Consider the following 19,797-nt stretch of genomic DNA (forward strand, 5'->3'; position numbering starts at 1 on the left):
AAAAGGGCTGGCGTAGGCTGGTTCGGTCCTGCCGTCCGGGCGTCCTCCCGTCCCGGAGACGCCCCGCCGCCCGCCGGTGCCGCCGTCGGACAGCCCGCCGTTGGAAAGAAAGTAGGCCCGCAAGGTGTCCGAGCAGACCCTCGACTCCCCCGCCGCCGACCTGCAGGCCGTCCTCGACCGTGCGGCCGCGGGCGGCCGGATCACCCCCGAGGAGGCGCTGGAGCTCTACCGCTCCGCGCCGCTGCACGCCCTCGGTGCCGCCGCGGACGCCGTGCGCCGCCGCCGCTACGCCGGCGTCGAGCACATCGCGACGTACATCATCGAACGGAACATCAACTACACCAACGTCTGCGTGACGGCCTGCAAGTTCTGCGCCTTCTACGTCCCGCCGAAGAGCGACAGGGGCTGGTCGCGCGACCTCGACGAGATCCTGCGCCGCTGCGCGGAGACGGTCGAGCTGGGCGGCACCCAGATCATGTTCCAGGGCGGCCACCACCCCGACTACGGCGTGGAGTACTACGAGCGGGCCTTCTCCGCGATCAAGGGCGAGTTCCCCGAGCTGGTCATCCACTCGCTGGGCGCCTCCGAGGTCGAGCACATGGCCCGGATCTCCGGAGTGACGATCGAGGAGGCCATCACCCGGATCCACCGGGCGGGCCTGGACTCCTTCGCCGGCGCCGGCGCCGAACTGCTGCCGGAGCGTCCCCGCAAGGCGATCGCCCCGCTCAAGGAGTCCGGCGAGCGCTGGCTGGAGATCATGGAGGCCGCGCACGGCCTCGGCGTGGAGTCCACCTCCACCATGCTGATGGGCACCGGCGAGACCAACGCCGAGCGGATCGAGCACCTGCGGATGATCCGCGACGTGCAGGACCGCACCGGCGGCTTCCGCGCCTTCATCCCGTACACCTACCAGCCGCAGAACAACCACTTGAAGGGCCGCACCCAGGCCACCGTCTTCGAGTACCTGCGGATGATCGCCGTCGCCCGGCTCTTCCTCGACAACGTCGCCCACATCCAGGGCTCCTGGCTCACCACCGGCAAGGAGGCCGGCCAGCTCTCGCTGCACTACGGCGCCGACGACCTCGGCTCCGTGATGCTGGAGGAGAACGTCGTCTCCGCGGCCGGCGCCAAGCACCGCTCCAACCTCACCGAGCTGATCCACCTCATCCGGGCGGCCGGCCGCACCCCCGCGCAGCGCTCCACCACCTACCAGCACCTGCGCGTGCTCGACGACCCGGCGAACGACCCGGTCGACCCCCGGGTCGCCTCGCACATCGCCTCCACCGCGATCGAGGGCGGCACCGCCCACCCCGAGCTGAAGATCCTCTCGGCCAACTGATGCTGACCCTGCACCGCGCCGCCCTGCTGATCGCCGACCCGGCCGCCCCCGCGGCCCCGGCGACCGCCGACGGCGCGGTGCTGGTCGACGGCGCCCTGGTCGCCTGGGTCGGCCCCTACGCCGACCGGCCGGACGCCGCCGCCCGGCAGCGCGAGTGGCCGGGCCTGCTCGTGCCCGGCCTGCTCAACCCGTACGGGGCCTGCCAGCTGGAGCGGCGCTACCACCCCGACCCGCGCGAGGAGCTCGGTGCCGGGCCGCTCGTCCTCGACGTGTCCGACGAACGGCGCGGCGGCTCCGCCCGGCGCGGCCTGCAGCGGATGCTCGGCCACGGCACCACCGCCGTCGCGGGGCCCTTCGCCCACCCCGCCGTGCGCACCGCGGTGGCCCGCTCCGGGCTGGCCGCCGTCCCCGGCGACGGCGCCGACGGCGGGCTCGACCCGCTCGCCGGCCGCAGCCTCGCCGAGGCCGTCCACCGCCCGCTGCGGGCGGGCGGCCCGGCCGACTTCGCCGTCTTCGCCGCCGGCTCGGCCGCCGAACTGGAACGCTCCGGCGCCGGCTGCTGCCTGGCCACCGTGCTCGGCGGACGGCTGCTCTACCGCGGCCGCTGACGCGCCGCCGTCCCTCCCGCAGTGCCACGCCCCGGCAAAGGTCGTACAAACCGCACACATCCCGCCGTGACCTGAGGCACCGCCAGCGGCTACGATCCCGGACAGCCCCTCAGGCACCGTCCCGGGGGCGCCCCTCACCACCGGGCCCCCACCGGGCCCCGGCCGCCAGGACAGGACCGATGCGACCCGCCACCGCCCCCCACCAGCCAGCCCCCCGGCTGGGCCGCGGCTGGTACCTCGGGGCCGTGCTGAGCGCCGTGCTCGCCCTCGGCATGTGCCTGCTCGGATGGCGGCAGGCCGACCAGGCCGACCGGATCACCGCCAACCCCGTCCGCGTCCAGGGCACCGTCACCCAGCTGCCCGGCGGCAGCGGCAGCTACAGCGAGGTCGTCTACACCGCCGAGGGCCGCCGCCTCAGCGCCGCCGACCTGTGGCTGCCGGAGGGCGCCGTGGTCGGCGACCGGGTCTGCCTGGAGCACGCCGCGGACGACCCGGCCGCCGTCCGGGTCTGCGGCAACCGCTACCCGCAGCCGGTCGGCATCACCCTGGCCCGCACCAGCGTGCCGGTCGCCCTGCTCCTCCTCGGGCTGTGCCTGGTCCGCATCCTGCGCCACCGCCGCACCCGCCCGGCCCGTGAGGGCGGCGCCCGGGTCCGCACCACCGTGGTGCTGGCCGCCGAGGGCATGCCCGCCCTCACCCACGGCAAGCGGTCCCGCCGCCGCCGCAAGGGCGGCCGCCGGGGCCGGCCCCAGGGGTGACCCCGAGGCGCGCCGACGGCACCCGGCGGGCCCCGTGCCGGTCCGTTCCGCCGCGAAGCACCCGGCCGCCGCCGGGGGCACGGCACTCCGACGTGCACCCGTTGCCCGGACCGGTGCCACCAGGGTGAACAATGGGGGCGTGACCCGAGCCTCCCTGGACAAGCAGCCCCACGAAGTCGCCGCCATGTTCGACGACGTCGCGGCCAAGTACGACCGCACCAACGACGTGCTCTCGCTCGGCCAGGCCCGGGCCTGGCGGCGGGCGGTCGCCGATGCGGTCGCGGCCGAGCCCGGCCAGCTGGTCCTCGACCTGGGGGCCGGCACCGGCACCTCCTCGCTGCCGTTCGCCGAGGCCGGCGCCAAGGTGGTGCCCTGCGACTTCTCCACCGGCATGCTCGCCGAGGGCAAGCAGCGCCACCCGGAGCTGGCGATGACCGCGGGCGACGCGACCAAGCTGCCCTTCGCCGACGCCACCTTCGACGCCGTCACCATCTCCTTCGCGCTGCGCAACGTGCAGGACACCGACGCGGCGCTGCGCGAGATGCACCGGGTCACCAAGCCCGGCGGAAAGATCGTCATCTGCGAGTTCTCCACGCCGACCTGGACGCCCTTCCGCACGGTCTACACCGAGTACCTGATGCGCGCCCTGCCGCCGGTCGCCTCCGCCGTCAGCAGCAACCCGGACGCCTACGTCTACCTCGCCGAGTCCATCCGCTCCTGGCCCGACCAGCCCGAGCTGGCCGCCAAGCTGCAGCAGGCCGGCTGGTCGAAGGTCGCCTGGCGCAACCTCACCGGCGGCATCGTGGCCCTGCACCGGGGTTTCCGCGCGTAAGCGCTGGCTACACTCAGTCCAGCCAGCCGTCCGTCGTTCCAGCGCAGGAGTGTGCCCGTGTCCGAGACCGCCATCGACCTGAGCGGCACCGTCGAGGCCACCGCCGACGTCATCGTGGTCGGCGCGGGCCCGGCCGGCTCCACCACCGCGTACTACCTGGCGCAGGCCGGACTGGACGTCCTGCTGCTGGAGAAGACCGAGTTCCCGCGGGAGAAGGTCTGCGGCGACGGCCTGACCCCGCGCGCCACCAAGCAGCTCGTCGACATGGGCATCGACGTCTCCACCGGGAACGGCTGGCTGCACAACAAGGGCCTGCGGATCATCGGCGGCGGCGTCCGGCTGGAGCTCGACTGGCCGGAGCTCTCCGCCTTCCCGGACTACGGCCTCGTCCGCAAGCGCGCCGACTTCGACGAGCTGCTGGCCCGTCAGGCCTCCAAGGCCGGCGCCCGGCTGTACGAGAACTGCAACGTCACCGGCCCGGTGCTGGACGAGCGCACCGGCCGGATCACCGGCGTCACCGCCAAGCTCGGCGACGAGAAGCGCCCGGTCGTCTTCCGCGCCCCGCTGGTCGTCGCCGCGGACGGCAACTCCACCCGGCTGTCGGTCGCGATGGGCCTGCACCGCCGCGAGGACCGCCCGATGGGCGTCGCCTACCGGACGTACTTCACCTCGCCCCGGCACGACGACGACTACCTGGAGTCCTGGCTGGAGCTCTGGGACACCCGGCACGGCCAGCGCAAGCTGCTGCCCGGCTACGGCTGGATCTTCGGCATGGGCGACGGCACCAGCAACGTCGGCCTCGGCATCCTCGACTCCTCGCCCGCCTTCGGCGACCTCAACTGGCGCGAGGTGCTGAAGAGCTGGTGCGCGAGCATGCCCGAGGAGTGGGGCTACACCCCCGAGAACATGACCGACCCGATCCGCGGTGCCGCCCTGCCGATGGCCTTCAACCGGCAGCCGCACTACACCCGCGGACTGCTGCTGGTCGGCGACGCCGCCGGCATGGTCAACCCGTTCAACGGCGAGGGCATCGCCTACGCCATGGAGTCCGGCCAGATCGCCGCGGGCGTCATCGTCCAGGCGACGGCCCGGGTCACCGACGCCGGCCGCGAGCGCGCCCTGCAGCGCTACCCGCAGATCCTCAAGGAGGTCTACGGCGGCTACTACTCGATGGGCCGGGTCTTCGTGAAGCTGCTCGGCCACCCGAAGATCATGCAGACCGCGGCCGAACGCGGCCTCACCCACCCCGTCCTGATGAAGTTCCTGCTGAAGCTGCTCGCCAACCTGACGGACCCGCAGGGCGGCGACGCCATGGACCGCATCATCAACGGCCTCACCAAGGTCGCGCCCCGCGCCTGACGGCCCGGCCGCGCAGCGCCGCTGGACAGGGAACTTCCGCTGGTCGGACAATCCCTTCCATGGCGTCAGCAGAGTTCGGGGCAGAGGTGGCCCGGCCGTCCGAGGCCGACCGCGAGCGGGCGCTCGGAGCGCTGCGCGACGGGGTCGGCAACGGTCGGCTGTCCCACGACACCTTCATGCGGCGGATGGAGCTGGTGCTGGTCGCCCGCACCCGCGCCGAGATCGACCAGGCACTGGCCGGCCTGCCCACCGGCGGGCCGGTCTCCCGCATCGTGCTGCGCGCGGTCGGCGGCGTCTCCGCCTTCCACGTCCGGCTGCGGCGCACCTGGCGCAACCAGCAGCTGCCCGAACTCGGCCTGCCGCAGCCCGGACCGCAGCCGCTGCTGATCGGCCGCAACCACGGCAGCGGCCTGCGGCTGTCGGACTCGACCGTGTCCCGCACCCACGCCGAACTCCGCTACCAGGACGGCGGCTGGGTGCTGCACGACCTCGGCTCGGCCAACGGCACCTTCGTCAACGGCCGCCGGGTGACCGGCCCGGTCCGGGTCTCCCCGGGCGACCAGGTCGGCTTCGGCCGCACCGCCTTCCGCCTCACCGGCGGGTAACCCCCACGCGCCCCCGGGGTACTGCCCCTTGCGTGCCGCCCCTGGCCTGCTGCCCCTGGCCTGCTGCCCCTGCGGCGCTAGCCCTCCCGGTGAACCGCCAGGGAGCGGGCCTCGATGCGGGCGAGGCGGTCCTCGAAGACGGTGCGGGCGTCCGGGGTCAGGGTGCGCAGGGCGACCAGGGCGCTGACCACCACGTCGCACAGTTCGGCCTGGACGTCCTCCCAGCCGTGCGTGACGCCCTTGCGCGGGTTCTGCCCGGTCGCGCCGATCACCGCCTGCCCCACCTCGCCGACCTCCTCGGTGAGCTTGAGCAGCCGCAGCAGCCTCTCCTCCCCGGCGGGCAGCGTGCTCGCCCCGTCCAGCCAGCCCACCAGGCGGTCGATGCTGTCCCAGCTGCTGGTCTCCATGCGGGCGGCTCCTGTGCGGCGGTGGACGGACGGTCCTCCACCGTACGGGAGCCCGGCCGCCCCGGGCAGGGCCTCAGCGGGGGTGCCCGGCGTCGTCGGTGGTGAGGACCTGGGTGTCGAACTTGATCTGCCAGACCGCGACCGTGCCCGAGGGGTGCTCGCAGACCACGGCGCCGTCCTGCCAGGTGCCGTTGTCGGGCCACCACTGACTGCCGTACGGGTCGCCCTGGTTGAGGTGGACGTCGTGCACGCCGGGCCCGCCCGCGCCGCCGTCGAAGCGCTGGCCGAAGACGTAGATCCGGCTCGCCGCGTGGAGGTACGGCTGCAGCACGTCGAGCGCGTTGTCGCCGTCGCTGGGCACCCAGGGGAAGGTCCGCCCGGGCAGCGGTCCGGCGAGCCGGTCGAGGAGGTCGGGGCCGAAGGCGGCGGCCCCGGGGGCGGGGCGGGCGACGAGCCGCCGCAGCCTGCGGGCGAGTGCGGCGGGGGCGGCGAGCCAGGCGGCGTCCTGCAGCTGCGGGCTGCGCACGTAGTCGAGGGCGCCGGAGGCCGGGGTGGAGGCGAGCGGGTGGAAGCCGTCGGGCAGGGCGCGGACGGCCGCGACGTCGGCGGTGGTGAGGCCGTCCACGACCCGGTAGGCGACCCCGTTGTCGTCCGGCGAGTCCACGTCGAGGGCCGCGTGGTACGGGCCTTCGGGCGTCGTCAGGGTGAGGTGGCCGTGGTACCAGTGGCCGAAGTCGTGCGAGGGGTCGCGGGTGAAGTCGTGGAAGGTGCCGGCGGCCACGCCGTACCGGGGGAGGGGCATGGACCAAGGGTGGCGGGCGCCGGGCCGGGCGGCCAGCCGCTGAACGGGTGCGCGACGGGCATTCGTGAGCTTGTGAAAGAAAGGTCAATCGACCGCACCGCCCCCGCACCCGGGCGGGTGAGGTGCCTATATCACGCCCGACGGAGTGCTCAGAAATTTGCTCCGGCGGCAGCATGATTGATATAGGCGCAAGCCTCTGACCAGTCGCTTCAGAAGTGAATGCGACTGTTTGTGACCATTTGCCTCCATTGCGTGGATGGGCCGTGGCTTCGGTCGGTTGATGGTCGTTTGCGAGGTGGCGCAGATCACAAAGATCGTTCAGAACCGCGTGTCGCAGATCACAAGCCGACGGGCATAGGATGCGCTCGATCCAGGCTTTGTGAACTGCCTCACATGGGGTTGATCTCATGGTTCGGATCACCGGATCACCCCAGCGTGACCCGGCAGTTCCTATCTGCAGTCAAGGACGACTGGACGGAGGGAGCGGGGGCTATGAATGCCTACGCGCCGATCCTCGTACTCGGTGCCATCGCGGCGGCGTTCGCGGTCGGCTCCGTCGTGATGGCCTCGCTCACCGGCCCGAAGCGCTACAACCGGGCCAAGTTGGAGGCGTACGAGTGCGGTATCGAGCCGACCCCGCAGCCGGTGGGCGGCGGGCGGTTCCCGATCAAGTACTACCTGACGGCGATGCTCTTCATCGTCTTCGACATCGAGATCGTCTTCCTCTACCCGTGGGCGGTCAGCTTCGACGCCCTCGGGATCTTCGGGCTGGTCGAGATGCTCCTGTTCATCGCCACCGTCTTCGTCGCGTACGCCTACGTCTGGCGCCGTGGCGGTCTGGAGTGGGACTGACCGCTGACTTTGTGAACGGGCGGACAAGCCACCGGACTCGAGGGCATTGAGAGGGATCTGATGGGTATCGAGGAGAAGCTGCCGAGCGGCTTCCTGCTCACCAGCGTGGAGGCCGCCGCAGGGTGGGTGCGGAAGGCGTCGCTCTTCCCCGCCACCTTCGGCCTGGCCTGCTGCGCGATCGAGATGATGACGACCGGCGCCGGCCGCTACGACCTGGCCCGGTTCGGCATGGAGGTGTTCCGCGGCTCCCCGCGGCAGGCCGACCTGATGATCGTGGCCGGCCGGGTCAGCCAGAAGATGGCCCCGGTGCTGCGCCAGGTCTACGACCAGATGGCCAACCCGAAGTGGGTCATCTCGATGGGCGTGTGCGCCTCCTCCGGCGGCATGTTCAACAACTACGCGATCGTCCAGGGCGTGGACCACATCGTCCCGGTCGACATCTACCTGCCGGGCTGCCCGCCCCGCCCGGAGATGCTGATGGACGCGATCCTCAAGCTGCACGAGAAGATCCAGCACGAGAAGCTCGGCGTGAACCGCCGCCGCGCCGAGGAGCAGGCCGAGCAGGTCGCGCTGCAGGCCACCCCGGTCAGCGAGATGCGGGGGCTGCTGCGATGACCGAGCAGAACGGCGTGCCCGCCACCCGCAAGGAGATCCCCGTCGAGGTGATCGGCAAGCGCCAGGGCATGTTCGGCGCCCAGGGCACCGGCGACACCTCCGGCTTCGGCGGCCTCACCCGCCCCGTCGCGCTGCCGCCCGCGAGCACCCGCCCCTACGGCGGCTGGTTCGACGAGGTCGCCGACGAGTTCGAGGGCGCCCTGGAGGAGCAGGGCCTCGACGTGGCCGAGGTGGTCGAGAAGACCGTCGTCGACCGCGGCGAACTCACCTTCCACGTCGCCCGCGAGCACCTGCTGAAGGCTGCCCGCACCCTGCGCGACGACCCGGCGCTCCGCTTCGAGCTCTGCCTCGGCGTGAGCGGCGTCCACTACCCGGCCGACAAGGGCCGCGAGCTGCACGCCGTCTACCACCTGCGGTCGATCACCCACACCCGGCTGATCCGGCTGGAGGTCACCGCACCGGACACCGACCCGCACATCCCGTCCGTCGTCAGCGTCTACCCGACCAACGACTGGCACGAGCGCGAGACCTACGACTTCTTCGGCCTGGTCTTCGACGGCCACCCCGCCCTCACCCGGATCATGATGCCGGACGACTGGCTGGGCCACCCGCAGCGCAAGGACTACCCGCTCGGCGGCATCCCCGTCGAGTACAAGGGCGCCCAGATCCCGGCGCCCGACCAGCGGAGGTCGTACAGCTGATGACCACTCACCACTACGAAGAGGCCGGCGCCCGCGAGACCACCGAAGGGCGCGTCTTCACCGTCACCGGCGGCGACTGGGGCGAGGTCGTCGAGGCCGTCGCCCGCGCCGACGACGAGCGGATCATCGTCAACATGGGCCCCCAGCACCCCTCCACCCACGGCGTGCTGCGGCTGATCCTGGAGATCGACGGCGAGACGGTGACGGAGGCCCGCTGCGGCATCGGCTACCTCCACACCGGCATCGAGAAGAACATGGAGTTCAGGACCTGGGTCCAGGGCACCACCTTCGTGACCCGCATGGACTACCTGACGCCGCTGTTCAACGAGACCGCCTACTGCCTGGCCGTCGAGAAGCTGCTCGGCATCACCGACGACGTCCCCGACCGCGCCAACGTGGTCCGTGTCCTCATGATGGAGCTCAACCGCATCTCCTCGCACCTCGTGGCGCTCGCCACCGGCGGCATGGAGATCGGCTCCACCACGCTGATGATCTACGGCTTCCGCGACCGCGAACTCATCCTGGACGTCTTCGAGCTGGTCACCGGCCTGCGGATGAACCACGCCTACATCCGCCCCGGCGGCCTCGCCCAGGACCTCCCGCCCGGCGCCGTCGACAAGATCCGCGAAGCGGTCGCGCTGTTCCGCTCCCGGATGCACGAGTACGACAAACTCGCCACCACCAACCCGGTGTTCAAGGCCCGCCTGGTCGACGTCGGCCACCTCGACCTGGCCGGCTGCCTCGCCCTCGGCGCCACCGGCCCGATCCTGCGCGCCACCGGCCTGCCGCACGACCTGCGCAAGACCGACCCCTACTGCGGCTACGAGGACTACGACTTCGAGGTCGCCACCGCCGACACCGCGGACTCCTACGGCCGGTTCCTGATCCGGCTGGAGGAGATGAAGCAGTCCCTGCGGATCGTCGAGCAGTGCCTCGACCGGCTGAAGCCCGGCCCGGTCATGGTCGGCGACAAGAAGATCGCCTGGCCCGCCCAGCTCGCCGTCGGCCCCGACGGCATGGGCAACTCCCTCGACCACATCCGGAAGATCATGGGCACCTCGATGGAGGCCCTGATCCACCACTTCAAGCTGGTCACCGAGGGCTTCCGGGTGCCCGTCGGCCAGGCCTACGCGGCCGTCGAGTCGGCCAAGGGTGAACTCGGGGTGCACGTGGTCAGCGACGGAGGCACCCGGCCCTACCGGGTCCACTTCCGCGACCCCTCGTTCACCAACCTGCAGACGATGGCGGCGATGTGCGAGGGCGGCCAGGTCGCCGACGTCATCGTCGCGGTGGCCGGGATCGACCCGGTGATGGGAGGCGTGGACCGGTGACCAACGTCGAACTCGGACTGCCGGCACTGCCGGCCAAGCCGTACCCGCAGGACGTCCACGAGCGGCTCGCCGCCGACGCCCGCGAACTGATCGGCCGCTACCCGGTCGCCCGCTCCGCGCTGCTGCCGCTGCTCCACCTCGTCCAGGCCGAGGAGGGCTGCGTCACCCCGACGGGCATCCGCTTCTGCGCCGAACAGCTCGACCTCACCACCGCGGAGGTCACCGCGGTCGCCACCTTCTACACCATGTACCGCCGCCGGCCGGCCGGCGAGCACCACGTCGGCGTCTGCACCAACACCCTGTGCGCCGTCCTCGGCGGCGACCAGATCTTCGACGAGCTCAAGCAGCACCTCGGCATCGAGAACAACCAGACCACCGACGACGGCAAGATCTCCATCGAGCACATCGAGTGCAACGCCGCCTGCGACTACGCCCCCGTGGTGATGGTCAACTGGGAGTTCTTCGACAACCAGACCCCCGAGAGCGCCAAGCAGCTCGTCGACGACCTGCGCGCCGGCCGGGAGGTCCACCCCACCCGCGGCGCCAAGCTCTGCTCCTTCAAGGAGACCGCCCGCATCCTCGCCGGCTTCCCCGACGAGCGCCCCGGCGCCGTCGACGAGTCCGGCGCCGGCGGCACCCCCTCCCTCGCGGGCCTCAAGCTCGCCAAGGGCGAGGCACTGCCCGGCACCCCGGGCACCAAGGTGGTCGCCCCCCGCCACGAAGGGACCGAAGCGTGATGACCTCCGCCGAACCGGCCGAGAAGCTCCTGACGCCGGTCCTCTCCGCCAGCTGGGACGACGACCGCCCGTGGACGCTGGAGACCTACCTCCGCCACGACGGCTACACCGGCCTGCGCAACGCCCTCGCCATGCCGCCCGACGACGTCATCGCCCTCGTCAAGGACGCCGGACTGCGCGGCCGCGGCGGCGCCGGCTTCCCCACCGGCATGAAGTGGCAGTTCATCCCGCAGAACGACGGCAAGCCGCACTACCTCGTCGTCAACGCGGACGAGTCCGAGCCGGGCACCTGCAAGGACATCCCGCTGCTCTTCGCCAACCCGCACTCGCTGATCGAGGGCATGGTGATCGCCTCCTACGCGATCCGCTGCAGCCACGCCTTCGTCTACCTGCGCGGCGAGGTCGTCCCGGTGCTGCGCCGGCTGCAGGCCGCCGTCGCCGAGGCCTACGAGGCCGGCTACCTCGGCAAGGACGTCCTCGGCTCCGGCATCGACCTCGACATCACCGTGCACGCCGGCGCCGGCGCCTACATCTGCGGCGAGGAGACCGCCCTCCTCGACTCCCTGGAGGGCCGCCGCGGCCAGCCCCGGCTCCGTCCGCCGTTCCCCGCGATCGCCGGCCTCTACGCCTGCCCGACCGTGGTGAACAACGTCGAGTCGATCGCCTCCGTGCCGCCGATCCTCAGCCGCGGCAAGGAGTGGTTCAAGGGCCTCGGCACCGAGAAGTCCCCCGGCTTCACCCTCTACTCGCTGTCCGGGCACGTCACCAACCCCGGCCAGTACGAGGCACCGCTCGGCATCACGCTGCGCCAGCTGCTGGAGATCAGCGGCGGCATCCGGGCCGGCCACCGCCTCAAGTTCTGGACCCCGGGCGGCTCCTCCACCCCGATGTTCACCGACCAGCACCTCGACGTCCCGCTCGACTACGAGGGCGTCGGCGCCGCCGGCTCCATGCTCGGCACCAAGGCCCTCCAGGTCTTCGACGAGACCACCTGCGTGGTGCGCGCCGTCACCCGCTGGACGGAGTTCTACGCCCACGAGTCCTGCGGCAAGTGCACCCCCTGCCGCGAGGGCACCTACTGGCTCGTCCAGCTGCTCAAGCGGATCGAGGCCGGCCAGGGCGAGAGCGGCGACCTGGAGAAGCTCCTCGACATCGCCGACAACATCAACGGCAAGTCCTTCTGCGCCCTCGGCGACGGCGCCGCCAGCCCGATCGTCTCCTCGCTCCAGTACTTCCGCGAGGAGTACGAGCAGCACCTCACCGAGCGGCGCTGCCCGCTCGACCCCGCCGCCTCCACCGTCTGGGCAGGCCGGCACCACGCCCACGAGTCCGCCACCGAGAGGGAGGTGCACGCGTGACCACTGCAACGACCGGCGACTCCGCCGCGGGTTCGTCCACGGCCACCGACCTCGTCACGCTCACCATCGACGGCGTCGAGGTCCAGGTGCCCAAGGGCACCCTGGTCATCCGCGCCGCCGAGCAGATCGGCACCCAGATCCCGCGCTTCTGCGACCACCCGCTGCTCGACCCGGCCGGCGCCTGCCGCCAGTGCATCGTCGAGATCGAGGGCCAGCGCAAGCCGGTCGCCTCCTGCACCATCCCCGTCGCCGAGGGCATGGTCGTCCGCACCCAGCTCAGCTCGCCCGTCGCCGAGAAGGCGCAGCGCGGCGTGATGGAGCTGCTGCTCATCAACCACCCGCTGGACTGCCCGGTCTGCGACAAGGGCGGCGAGTGCCCGCTGCAGAACCAGGCGATGTCCACCGGCGACGCCGACACCCGGTTCGACGGCGTCAAGCGGACGTACCCCAAGCCCGTCCCGATCTCCACCCAGGTCCTGCTCGACCGCGAACGCTGCGTGCTCTGCGCCCGCTGCACCCGCTTCTCCCAGCAGATCGCCGGAGACCCCTTCATCGACCTCGTCGAACGCGGCGCCCTCCAGCAGGTCGGCACCGGCGAGGGCGACGACTTCCGCTCCTACTTCTCCGGCAACACCATCCAGATCTGCCCGGTCGGCGCACTCACCTCCGCCGCCTACCGCTTCCGCTCCCGCCCGTTCGACCTGGTCTCCTCACCGAGCGTCTGCGAACACTGCTCCTCCGGCTGCTCGCTGCGCACCGACCACCGCCGCGGCAAGGTCATGCGCCGCCTCGCCGGCGAGGAGCCGCAGGTCAACGAGGAGTGGAGCTGCGACAAGGGCCGCTTCGCCTTCCGCTACGCCCAGCAGCGCGACCGGATCGCCACCCCGCTGGTCCGCGGCGAGGACGGCGAACTCGCCCCCGCCTCCTGGCCCGAGGCGCTCGCCCGGGCCGCCGAGGGCCTGCGCGGCGCCCGCACCGGCGTGCTCGCCGGCGGCCGGGTCACCGTCGAGGACGCCTACGCCTACGCCAAGTTCGCCCGCCTGGTGCTCGGCACCAACGACGTGGACTTCCGGGCCCGCCCGCACAGCAGCGAGGAGGCGGACTTCCTGGCCGCCGCCGTCGCCGGCCGCGGCACCGACCTGGACGGCACCGGCCCCACCTACCGGCAGCTGGAGGACGCCCCGGCCGTCCTGCTCGCGGGCCTGGAGCCCGAGGAGGAGTCGCCGATCGTCTTCCTGCGGCTGCGCAAGGCCGTCCGCGACAAGGGCCAGCGCGTCTACGCGATCGCCTCGCACGCCACCCGCGGCCTCGGCAAGCTGCGCGGCGCGCTGCTGCCCGCCGCCCCCGGCACCGAGGCCGAGTGGCTGGCCGCCCTCGGCGGCGACGAGGTGCTCGCCGACGACGCCGGCCGGGCCGCCGACGCGCTGCGCTCGCCCGGCTCGGTGATCCTCGTCGGCGAGCGGCTCGCCACCACCGTCGGCGGCCTCACCGCCGCCCTGCGGCTCGCGCACGCCACCGGAGCCTCGCTCGCCTGGGTGCCGCGCCGGGCCGGTGAGCGCGGCGCCGTCGAGGCCGGCGCGCTGCCCGGCCTGCTGCCCGGCGGCCGCCCGGTCACCGTGCTCGCCGCCCGCGCCGAGGCCGCCGCCGCGTGGGGCGTGCCCGACCTGCCGTCCCGGCTCGGCCGCGACACCGACCAGATCCTCGCCGCCACCGCGGCCGGCGACCTGGACGCGCTGCTGGTCGGCGGCGTCGGCGTCGAGGACCTCGCCGACCCGGCGCTCGCCGAGGAGGCGCTCGCCCGGGCCGCGTTCGTGGTCTCGCTGGAGCTGCGGCCCTCCGCCGTCACCGCGCACGCCGACGTGGTGCTGCCGGTCGCCGCGGTCGCCGAGAAGGCCGGCACCTTCCTCGACTGGGAGGGCCGGGTCCGGCTGTTCGAGCCCGCGCTCAAGGCCGACCAGCTGATGCAGCGCCACCTGCACCCGGACGTGCGGGTGCTGCACATGCTGGCCGACGCGCTCGGCCGGCCGCTCGGCCTGCCGGACGTCACCGCGGCCCGCCGCGAGCTCGACGGCTTCACCCCGTGGACGGGCGACCGCCCGGCCGCCCCCTCCGCGCACCCGGCGCCGCTGCCCCGCCCGGCCACCGGCCAGGCCGTGCTGGCGGGCCACCGGTTGCTGCTCGACAACGGCACCCTCCAGGAGGGCGACGAGCACCTCGCCGGCACCCGGCACCCGGCCGTCGCCCGGCTCTCCGCGGCCACCGCCGCCGAGATCGGCGCCGCAGCCGCGCTGCGGGTCACCGGACCGGCCGGCTCGGTCGTCCTGCCGCTGGAGGTCACCGAGGACATGCCCGACCGCACCGTCTGGCTGCCCCTCAACTCCACCCCCGGCGGCGCGCACCGCGCCCTGGGCACCACCGTCGGCCACCTGGTCACCATCGCACCGGCACAGGAGGCGTGATGCGAACCCTCGCCGAGCCCCAGATGCTCGCCGCCTACGACACGCTCGTCTTCTTCGGCCGCGACCCCTGGTGGCTGGTGCTGCTCAAGGCGGTCTTCGTCTTCGCGTTCCTGGTCGGCACCGTGCTGATCGCGATCGTGTGGGAGCGCAAGGTCGTCGCCTGGATGCAGCTGCGGATCGGCCCCAACCGGCACGGCCCCTGGGGCATGCTCCAGTCGCTCGCCGACGGCGTGAAGCTGGCCCTCAAGGAGGACCTGGTCGTCACCGGGGCGGACAAGGCGGTCTACATCCTCGCCCCGATCGTCAGCGCGATCCCGGCGTTCATGGCCTTCGCGGTGATCCCCTTCGGGCCGGCCGACGACCAGGTGTCGATCTTCGGCACCCGCACCCCGCTGCAGCTCACCGACCTGCCGATCGCCCTGCTCTACATCCTGGCGACCGCCTCCGTCGGCATCTACGGCATCGTGCTGGCCGGCTGGTCCTCCGGCTCGACCTACCCGCTGCTCGGCGGCATCCGCTCCTCCGCCCAGATGATCAGCTACGAGATCGCGATGGGCCTGTCCTTCGCCGCGGTCTTCATCTACTCGGGCTCGATGTCGACCTCGGAGATCGTCGCGTCCCAGCAGCCGACCTGGTTCGCGGTGCTGCTGCCGGTGTCGTTCATCGTCTACATCGTCGCGATGGTCGGCGAGACCAACCGGGCGCCGTTCGACCTCCCGGAGGCCGAGGGCGAGCTGGTCGGCGGCTTCAACACCGAGTACTCCTCGCTGAAGTTCGCGATGTTCATGCTCGCCGAGTACGTCAACATGGTGACCGTCTCGGCCGTCGCCTCGACGCTCTTCCTCGGCGGCTGGCGCGCCCCGTGGCCGATCTCGACCTTCTGGGAGGGGGCCAACCACGGCTGGTGGCCGATGCTCTGGATCATCGTCAAGATCCAGCTGCTGCTCTTCTTCTTCATCTGGCTCCGCGGCACGCTGCCCCGCCTGCGCTACGACCAGTTCATGAAGCTGGGCTGGAAGGTCCTCATCCCGGTCTCGCTGGTCTGGCTGGTGATGGTGGCCAGCGTCCGGGCGCTGCGCAACGAGGGCTACGACTTCGCCAACGTGGTGCTGTACGTCGGAGCCCCGATCGCCGCAGTCCTGCTGCTGGCCCTGGTCTGGGACCTGATGCGGAAGAAGCCCGCGGCGGCCGAGCCCGCCCCGCCCGCCGCGTTCGACCCGATGGCCGGCGGCTACCCGGTGCCTCCGCTGCCCGGCCAGGAACTGCCGCCCGTCCCGCGTCGGCGCAGCCGCGCCCCGCAACTCCAGGACGCCCTCAACGGGGCCGACCACACCGAAGGGAGCTGAGCCGACGTGTCATCCGACGACACCTCAGGGCACGACGCGACAGCCAGGCCGTCGATCCTCGGCCCGGCCGCCGGCTTCGGCGTGACCTTCAAGGCCATGTTCAAGAAGCGGCTCACCGAGCAGTACCCGGAGCAGAAGAAGCCCACCGCCCCGCGCTTCCACGGCCGCCACCAGCTGAACCGGCACCCCGACGGCCTGGAGAAGTGCGTCGGCTGCGAGCTGTGCGCCTGGGCCTGCCCGGCCGACGCCATCTACGTCGAGGGCGCCGACAACCGGGACGACGAGCGCTACTCGCCCGGCGAGCGGTACGGCGCGGTCTACCAGATCAACTACGCCCGCTGCATCCTCTGCGGGCTGTGCATCGAGGCCTGCCCGACCCGCGCGCTCACCATGACCAACGAGTACGAGCTCGCCGACTCCACCCGGGCCGACCTGATCTTCACCAAGGAGCAGCTGCTCGTCGGCCTCACCGAGGGCATGGTCGACAGTCCGCACGCCATCTACCCCGGGGCCGACGAACAGGCCTACTACCGGGGCGAGATCACCCAGGCCGCGCCCGGCACCGTGCAGCAGGAGCGGCACCAGCACGAGAAGGAGGTGCAGCCATGACCTCCACCGGAGAGGCCGTCCAGTTCTGGGTCCTCGCGGTGATCGCCGTCGGCGGTGCGCTCGGCATGCTGCTGATGAAGAAGGCGGTGCACAGCGCGCTCTGCCTGGCGGCGACGATGCTGGCGCTGGCGGTCTGCTACATGGCCCAGGGCGCGGTGTTCCTGGGCGTGGTGCAGATCGTCGTCTACACCGGCGCGATCATGATGCTCTTCCTGTTCGTGGTCATGCTGGTCGGCGTCACCAGCGCGGACTCGCTGAAGGAGCAGCTCAAGGGCCAGCGGTTCGCCGCGGTGCTCTGCGGGCTCGGCTTCGGCGTGCTGCTGATCGCCGGCCTCGCCAACGCGAAGCTGCACAGCTTCACCGGCCTCTCCGGGGCCAACGCCGAGGGCAACGTGCAGGGCCTGGCCCGGCTGATCTTCACCAAGTACGTGTGGGCCTTCGAGGTCACCGGCGCCCTGCTGATCACCGCGGCGATCGGCGCGATGGTGCTGACCCACCGCGAGTACGTGCAGAAGCCGAAGACCCAGCGCGAGCTGGCCGCCCAGCGGGTCAAGGACAACCTGCAGGTGCCGCCGATGCCCGCGCCCGGCGTCTACGCCCGGCACAACGCGGTCGACGTCCCCGGCCTGCTGCCGGACGGCACCGTCGCCGAGGACTCGGTGATGGGCACCCTGCGCGAGCGCGGCCAGATCCGCGACGTCAGCCAGGAGATGCTGCAGCGGATGGCGGAGCTGGAGGAGTCCACCGCCGACTGGCTGGGCCGCCCGTCCTCCGCCCGCCCGGCGACGCCCGAGCAGCGCGCCGCGCTGGAGACGGTGCCGACGAAGGAGAAGAAGGAGGACGAGGCGTGAACCCGGTCAACTACCTCTACCTCTCCGCCCTGTTGTTCACCATCGGCGCGTCCGGTGTGCTGATCCGGCGGAACGCGATCGTGCTGTTCATGTGCGTCGAGCTGATGCTCAACGCCTCGAACCTGGCGCTGGTCACCTTCTCCCGGATGCACGGCAACCTGGACGGCCAGATCATCGCCTTCTTCACCATGGTGGTCGCGGCGGCGGAGGTCGTGGTCGGCCTCGCCATCATCGTGAGCATCTTCCGGACCAGGCACACCGCCTCGGTCGACGACAGCAACCTGATGAAGCTGTAGGCGGAGGGCCCACGGTGAACTCACTCATTCCGCTGCTGGTCGCGGTCCCGCTGGCCGGCGCCGCCCTGCTGCTGCTCGGCGGGCGCGCGCTCGACCGGTTCGGCCACTGGCTCGGCACCCTCGCGGCGGCCGCGTCCTTCGTGATCGGCCTGGTCCTCTTCGCCGAGATGCTCGGCCGGCCCACCGACCAGCGCCCCGTCCGCGAATTCCTCTACAGCTGGATCCCGGTGAACGGCTTCCAGGCCGACGTCGCCTTCCAGCTCGACCAGTTGTCCATGACCTTCGTCCTGCTGATCACCGGCGTCGGCACGCTGATCCACGTGTACTCGACGGGCTACATGGCGCACGACGAGCGCCGCCGCCGGTTCTTCGGCTACCTCAACCTGTTCCTGGCCGCCATGCTGCTGCTGGTGCTGGCCGACAACTACCTGCTGCTGTACGTCGGCTGGGAGGGCGTGGGCCTCGCCTCGTACCTGCTGATCGGCTTCTGGCAGCACAAGCCGAGCGCGGCGACGGCCGCCAAGAAGGCCTTCATCGTCAACCGCGTCGGCGACCTCGGGCTGTCGATCGCGATCATGCTGATGTTCGTCGAGTTCGGCTCCTTCGCCTTCGGCCCGGTCTTCGGGGCCGCCGACGGCGCGAGCGAGGGCAAGCTCACCGCGATCGCGCTGATGCTGCTGCTCGCCGCGTGCGGCAAGTCCGCCCAGGTGCCGCTGCAGTCCTGGCTCGGCGACGCCATGGAGGGCCCGACCCCGGTCTCCGCACTGATCCACGCGGCGACCATGGTGACCGCCGGCGTCTACCTGATCGTGCGCTCGGCGGACATCTTCAACCTGGCGCCCGACGCCCAGCTCGTGGTGACGGTCGTCGGCGCGGTCACCCTGCTCTTCGGTGCGATCGTCGGTTGCGCCAAGGACGACATCAAGAAGGCGCTGGCCGGCTCGACGATGTCGCAGATCGGCTACATGGTGCTGGCGGCGGGCCTCGGCCCGGTCGGCTACGTCTTCGCGATCATGCACCTGGTCACCCACGGCTTCTTCAAGGCCGGGCTCTTCCTCGGCGCCGGATCGGTCATGCACGGCATGAACGACGAGGTGAACATGCGCCACTACGGGGGCCTGCGGAAGTACATGCCGATCACCTTCGCCACCTTCGGCCTCGGCTACCTGGCGATCATCGGCTTCCCCGGCCTGTCCGGCTTCTTCTCCAAGGACAAGATCATCGAGGCGGCGTTCTCCAAGGGCGGCACGGAGGGCTGGATCCTCGGCCTGTGCGCCCTGGTCGGCGCGGCCGTCACCGCGTTCTACATGACCCGGGTGATGATGATGACCTTCTTCGGCGAGAAGCGCTGGCAGGCCGACCCGGAGACCGGCGAGGAGCCGCACCCGCACGAGTCGCCCAAGGTCATGACGCTGCCGATGGTGGTCCTCGCGGTCGGCTCGGTCTTCGCCGGTGCGCTGTTCACCTACGGCGACGCCTTCCTGAAGTGGCTGGAGCCGGTCACCGGTTTCGAGGAGGGCCACCCGCCGATCCCGGCGGCCGCCGTCACCGTGCTCACCACCGTCTGCATGCTGGCCGGCGTCGGCCTGGCCTACGCGATGTACGGCCGCAGCCGGATCCCGGTCACCCCGCCGGTGGGCTCCGCGCTCACCCGGGCCGCCCGCCGCGACCTGCTCCAGGACGACTTCAACCACGCCGTCCTGGTCCGTCCCGGCTCGGCGCTCGCCGCGACCCTGGTCTGGTTCGACAGCCGCGGCCTGGACGGCTTCGTCAACGGCCTCGCCGCCACCATCGGCGGCGTCTCCAGCCGGCTGCGGCGGGTGCAGACGGGCTACGTCCGCACGTACGCGCTCTCCATGTTCGGCGGCACGCTCGTGCTGGTCGCCACCACCCTGCTCATGAGGTCGGTCTGATGGAAGGTCACACCATGAC

The 19,797-nt window shown here is 71.9% G+C and carries 20 protein-coding genes; 18 read left to right on the forward strand and 2 right to left on the reverse strand.

The features are described 5' to 3' along the window. Window positions 1-124 precede the first annotated feature (124 nt). The 6 genes from mqnC to AB0O09_RS09025 all read left to right on the forward strand — a co-directional run bounded on the left by mqnC (window position 125) and on the right by AB0O09_RS09025 (window position 5,501). The gene (gene mqnC, locus AB0O09_RS09000) at window positions 125-1,339 is read left to right on the forward strand and encodes a cyclic dehypoxanthinyl futalosine synthase (RefSeq protein ID WP_363540864.1); all 1,215 of its coding nucleotides are present in this window, start codon (window positions 125-127) and stop codon (window positions 1,337-1,339) included. After that, entirely contained in the window at window positions 1,339-1,947 is a 609-nt protein-coding gene (locus AB0O09_RS09005; RefSeq protein WP_363540865.1) for a hypothetical protein, read from the forward strand. Before mqnC ends, AB0O09_RS09005 begins: the two co-directional genes overlap by 1 nt. 179 nt (window positions 1,948-2,126) lie before the next feature. Next, window positions 2,127-2,705: a hypothetical protein gene (locus AB0O09_RS09010; RefSeq protein WP_363540866.1), complete on the forward strand. Its 579-nt coding sequence runs from the start codon at window positions 2,127-2,129 to the stop codon at window positions 2,703-2,705. 139 nt (window positions 2,706-2,844) lie between these two features. Then, window positions 2,845-3,537, forward strand: a complete 693-nt coding sequence (locus AB0O09_RS09015) for a demethylmenaquinone methyltransferase (protein WP_030268961.1) — start codon at window positions 2,845-2,847, stop codon at window positions 3,535-3,537. 78 nt (window positions 3,538-3,615) lie between these two features. Further along, on the forward strand, window positions 3,616-4,896 hold the full coding sequence (locus tag AB0O09_RS09020; protein ID WP_363540902.1) for a geranylgeranyl reductase family protein: 1,281 nt from the start codon (window positions 3,616-3,618) through the stop codon (window positions 4,894-4,896). 59 nt (window positions 4,897-4,955) lie between these two features. Further along, entirely contained in the window at window positions 4,956-5,501 is a 546-nt protein-coding gene (locus AB0O09_RS09025) for a DUF1707 and FHA domain-containing protein (protein ID WP_344626414.1), read from the forward strand. Window positions 5,502-5,578: 77 nt separating this feature from the next. On the opposite strand, the gene AB0O09_RS09030 is transcribed toward AB0O09_RS09025, so the two are convergent. Both AB0O09_RS09030 and AB0O09_RS09035 read right to left on the reverse strand, forming a co-directional pair. Next, window positions 5,579-5,908: a MazG-like family protein gene (locus AB0O09_RS09030; RefSeq protein ID WP_363540867.1), complete on the reverse strand. Its 330-nt coding sequence runs from the start codon at window positions 5,906-5,908 to the stop codon at window positions 5,579-5,581. A gap of 73 nt (window positions 5,909-5,981) precedes the next feature. Beyond that, window positions 5,982-6,710 (reverse strand): DUF2278 family protein, encoded by a 729-nt coding sequence (locus tag AB0O09_RS09035; RefSeq protein ID WP_363540868.1) that lies wholly within the window; start codon window positions 6,708-6,710, stop codon window positions 5,982-5,984. A 492-nt stretch (window positions 6,711-7,202) separates the two neighbouring features. Between AB0O09_RS09035 and AB0O09_RS09040 the strand changes: the two genes are divergently transcribed. Genes AB0O09_RS09040 through nuoL form a run of 12 tightly spaced genes read left to right on the forward strand, consistent with a single transcriptional unit; the run spans window position 7,203 to window position 19,778 of the window. Further along, window positions 7,203-7,562 (forward strand): NADH-quinone oxidoreductase subunit A, encoded by a 360-nt coding sequence (locus AB0O09_RS09040; protein ID WP_014137597.1) that lies wholly within the window; start codon window positions 7,203-7,205, stop codon window positions 7,560-7,562. 60 nt (window positions 7,563-7,622) lie between these two features. Further along, entirely contained in the window at window positions 7,623-8,177 is a 555-nt protein-coding gene (locus AB0O09_RS09045) for an NADH-quinone oxidoreductase subunit B (RefSeq protein ID WP_263104039.1), read from the forward strand. Continuing rightward, the gene (locus AB0O09_RS09050; protein WP_363540869.1) at window positions 8,174-8,878 is read left to right on the forward strand and encodes an NADH-quinone oxidoreductase subunit C; all 705 of its coding nucleotides are present in this window, start codon (window positions 8,174-8,176) and stop codon (window positions 8,876-8,878) included. Before AB0O09_RS09045 ends, AB0O09_RS09050 begins: the two co-directional genes overlap by 4 nt. Beyond that, complete coding sequence (locus AB0O09_RS09055) at window positions 8,878-10,209, forward strand: NADH-quinone oxidoreductase subunit D (protein ID WP_363540870.1); 1,332 nt, start codon at window positions 8,878-8,880, stop codon at window positions 10,207-10,209. Before AB0O09_RS09050 ends, AB0O09_RS09055 begins: the two co-directional genes overlap by 1 nt. Next, the gene (gene nuoE, locus AB0O09_RS09060; protein ID WP_363540871.1) at window positions 10,206-10,946 is read left to right on the forward strand and encodes an NADH-quinone oxidoreductase subunit NuoE; all 741 of its coding nucleotides are present in this window, start codon (window positions 10,206-10,208) and stop codon (window positions 10,944-10,946) included. The genes AB0O09_RS09055 and nuoE overlap by 4 nt, the downstream gene beginning before the upstream one ends. After that, window positions 10,946-12,304 carry an NADH-quinone oxidoreductase subunit NuoF gene (gene nuoF / locus AB0O09_RS09065; RefSeq protein ID WP_344626407.1) on the forward strand — a complete coding sequence of 453 codons (1,359 nt, stop codon included), beginning with the start codon at window positions 10,946-10,948 and terminating at the stop codon, window positions 12,302-12,304. The genes nuoE and nuoF overlap by 1 nt, the downstream gene beginning before the upstream one ends. Beyond that, window positions 12,301-14,763, forward strand: coding sequence for an NADH-quinone oxidoreductase subunit G (locus AB0O09_RS09070; RefSeq protein WP_363540872.1), 2,463 nt, complete (start codon window positions 12,301-12,303; stop codon window positions 14,761-14,763). The genes nuoF and AB0O09_RS09070 overlap by 4 nt, the downstream gene beginning before the upstream one ends. After that, window positions 14,763-16,109, forward strand: a complete 1,347-nt coding sequence (nuoH, locus tag AB0O09_RS09075; protein ID WP_363540873.1) for an NADH-quinone oxidoreductase subunit NuoH — start codon at window positions 14,763-14,765, stop codon at window positions 16,107-16,109. The genes AB0O09_RS09070 and nuoH overlap by 1 nt, the downstream gene beginning before the upstream one ends. Window positions 16,110-16,115: 6 nt before the next feature. Beyond that, entirely contained in the window at window positions 16,116-16,718 is a 603-nt protein-coding gene (gene nuoI, locus AB0O09_RS09080; RefSeq protein ID WP_363540874.1) for an NADH-quinone oxidoreductase subunit NuoI, read from the forward strand. Beyond that, complete coding sequence (locus AB0O09_RS09085) at window positions 16,715-17,569, forward strand: NADH-quinone oxidoreductase subunit J (RefSeq protein ID WP_363540876.1); 855 nt, start codon at window positions 16,715-16,717, stop codon at window positions 17,567-17,569. The genes nuoI and AB0O09_RS09085 overlap by 4 nt, the downstream gene beginning before the upstream one ends. Next, on the forward strand, window positions 17,566-17,865 hold the full coding sequence (nuoK, locus tag AB0O09_RS09090) for an NADH-quinone oxidoreductase subunit NuoK (RefSeq protein ID WP_030268988.1): 300 nt from the start codon (window positions 17,566-17,568) through the stop codon (window positions 17,863-17,865). Before AB0O09_RS09085 ends, nuoK begins: the two co-directional genes overlap by 4 nt. 14 nt (window positions 17,866-17,879) lie before the next feature. Further along, on the forward strand, window positions 17,880-19,778 hold the full coding sequence (gene nuoL, locus AB0O09_RS09095; RefSeq protein WP_363540877.1) for an NADH-quinone oxidoreductase subunit L: 1,899 nt from the start codon (window positions 17,880-17,882) through the stop codon (window positions 19,776-19,778). Window positions 19,779-19,797: the final 19 nt, after the last annotated feature.

Origin of the sequence: Kitasatospora sp. NPDC093679 (assembly GCF_040683455.1) — a bacterium.
Taxonomy (GTDB): Bacteria; Actinomycetota; Actinomycetes; order Streptomycetales; family Streptomycetaceae; genus Kitasatospora; species Kitasatospora arboriphila.

Excerpts from the sequence above, each read along its gene's own strand:
- AB0O09_RS09040 (WP_014137597.1), top strand. The coding sequence starts at position 7,203 with ATGAATGCCTACGCGCCGATCCTCGTACTCGGTGCCATCGCGGCGGCG.
- AB0O09_RS09005 (WP_363540865.1), top strand. The coding sequence starts at position 1,339 with ATGCTGACCCTGCACCGCGCCGCCCTGCTGATCGCCGACCCGGCCGCC.
- AB0O09_RS09050 (WP_363540869.1), top strand. The coding sequence starts at position 8,174 with ATGACCGAGCAGAACGGCGTGCCCGCCACCCGCAAGGAGATCCCCGTC.
- nuoF (WP_344626407.1), top strand. The coding sequence starts at position 10,946 with ATGACCTCCGCCGAACCGGCCGAGAAGCTCCTGACGCCGGTCCTCTCC.
- AB0O09_RS09025 (WP_344626414.1), top strand. The coding sequence starts at position 4,956 with ATGGCGTCAGCAGAGTTCGGGGCAGAGGTGGCCCGGCCGTCCGAGGCC.
- AB0O09_RS09055 (WP_363540870.1), top strand. The coding sequence starts at position 8,878 with ATGACCACTCACCACTACGAAGAGGCCGGCGCCCGCGAGACCACCGAA.
- AB0O09_RS09010 (WP_363540866.1), top strand. The coding sequence starts at position 2,127 with ATGCGACCCGCCACCGCCCCCCACCAGCCAGCCCCCCGGCTGGGCCGC.
- AB0O09_RS09045 (WP_263104039.1), top strand. The coding sequence starts at position 7,623 with ATGGGTATCGAGGAGAAGCTGCCGAGCGGCTTCCTGCTCACCAGCGTG.
- AB0O09_RS09030 (WP_363540867.1), bottom strand. The coding sequence starts at position 5,908 with ATGGAGACCAGCAGCTGGGACAGCATCGACCGCCTGGTGGGCTGGCTG.
- nuoH (WP_363540873.1), top strand. The coding sequence starts at position 14,763 with ATGCGAACCCTCGCCGAGCCCCAGATGCTCGCCGCCTACGACACGCTC.
- AB0O09_RS09035 (WP_363540868.1), bottom strand. The coding sequence starts at position 6,710 with ATGCCCCTCCCCCGGTACGGCGTGGCCGCCGGCACCTTCCACGACTTC.
- AB0O09_RS09085 (WP_363540876.1), top strand. The coding sequence starts at position 16,715 with ATGACCTCCACCGGAGAGGCCGTCCAGTTCTGGGTCCTCGCGGTGATC.